Source organism: Bacillus sp. P4_D3 (genome assembly GCF_056401855.1).
The window spans coordinates 1-1,453 of the sequence record NZ_JBFUIN010000752.1; the positions used below are offsets into that span (position 1 = coordinate 1).

At 32.1% G+C, this 1,453-nt stretch carries 2 protein-coding genes and 2 pseudogenes; all 4 read right to left on the minus strand.

Going from position 1 to position 1,453, the window contains the following annotated elements; all coding sequences use genetic code 11:
• Window positions 1-692, minus strand: a pseudogene (locus tag AC1DTM_RS26310) (SMI1/KNR4 family protein); the annotation flags it as partial.
• Between the two features lie 22 nt (window positions 693-714).
• Window positions 715-984, minus strand: a complete 270-nt coding sequence (locus tag AC1DTM_RS26315; protein WP_016105426.1) for a hypothetical protein — start codon at window positions 982-984, stop codon at window positions 715-717.
• A 193-nt stretch (window positions 985-1,177) separates the two neighbouring features.
• Window positions 1,178-1,271: pseudogene (locus tag AC1DTM_RS26320) on the minus strand (AHH domain-containing protein); the annotation flags it as partial.
• Window positions 1,268-1,453, minus strand: a 186-nt coding sequence (locus AC1DTM_RS26325; RefSeq protein WP_477001266.1) for a hypothetical protein, incomplete at its 5' end; no start/stop codon positions are given. The pseudogene AC1DTM_RS26320 and the gene AC1DTM_RS26325, both read right to left, overlap by 4 nt.

The following is a 1,453-nucleotide window of genomic DNA, read 5'->3' on the forward strand; positions in this document are numbered from 1 at the left end:
ACCGATAACAATCCATTCATCTACAAAATTCCAAAAGTGAACATTATATTTAGGCTGACTCTTAGCCGACCAAAAAGTAGCATTGTTATTTTTACAATTTTCATAATCTATAGCTATGTAGCTCCCCATACCATTACTAAAGAATCCAAAAGATGTTTTTAAATTAATCCTTATAGGTTCTTCCAATTCATCTATAATCCCCCACTCTAAGTCATCATCCCCAAAGTAAGTTATAGCTTCTAATGGCATCAATCCCATCGATTCACTTGTGTAATCATAAAATCCATTATGAACATTTTCGTAAAAGTTCCTAATAGATTCAGGAATTTCTCTCCATGAAGATTCTAATTCTTCATTATTAAAACTATCTTTAGGATTTCTTCCTTCATAATATAAATCTGCTCCACCTTGATTTTTTATTGTATACAAGATTGAATAGGTGTCCTCACTTACCATCAGTTCAATATCCTCAAGGTATTCTGATAAGTAAGCAATAGTATTAGATAAATTATTATCTACATATTTTTCCATATACTTAAAATTTTCTTGATTCTCTTTTCTCTATCATGTTCACTAAATACTTCCACCCATAAATCAGGAATTAAAGATGAGTTTATATTCTTAAATTCATTTGCATTAATCAATTGAATATCTTCATTATACTCTCTTAATATATCTAACTTAGAACTCATTTTTTTCCCATCCTTTTTAATATTATTCTTTGTTAAAATCATCAATTTGTTTTTGCAATATTCTTTCAAGCTGTTTTTCTCTTGTAATCATCTTGCTCCTAAAGTCAGGACTAACTTCTATCTCATCTGGTGTTCCCTTTTTATAATGTGTCCATTCTTCATACGATTTAAATTGCTTTGAAGTGTTTGCAGATTTACTTAATCCTGTAAAGTTTTCTGGGTTATTTAATACTTCTAACTGTTGTTTTTCTGTTAAATTACCAAAAACATCCATACTTGCAATTCTGTCCATAGACACAATATGATCTGCTTCTAGTGAACCTATAAAAGTTTTCCCCGGAAGAGCTTGATCTTCTTCCGTTTCTATCTTTTTATTGTGGCCTTTATTTACTTGTTTTCTTATTTTTGCTGTCGGTGTTTTTTTCTTAATGCTTCATATTCTTCATCTGTAATCTTTCTCTCACCGTACCTAGGAGGAATTCCACTTTCACCCGTACCCTTAGGAACTTCATCGACTTTCCTTTCGAACTTGCTGATTAGATTTCCAAGCTTTTCCGTATCAACTTGGAGGGACCTCAATCCGAATAAATCAGCCGTCTGACTAAGCCTAACCTTAACAGGAATTGGAACATTCTGATATTCCTTTTTCCACCGTTAGCCGTGCTCATTCCGTCATAAACAGGGAGCTTGTATTTAACTTCATAAATACCTAGAATATCCGGATGTGGCGTTTTTGTTACACCTTGATTAATATTCTTTAT

Bases quoted from the DNA above. Each gene is read 5' to 3' on its own strand.
- AC1DTM_RS26315 (WP_016105426.1), bottom strand. From the start codon at position 984: ATGGACAGAATTGCAAGTATGGATGTTTTTGGTAATTTAACAGAAAAA.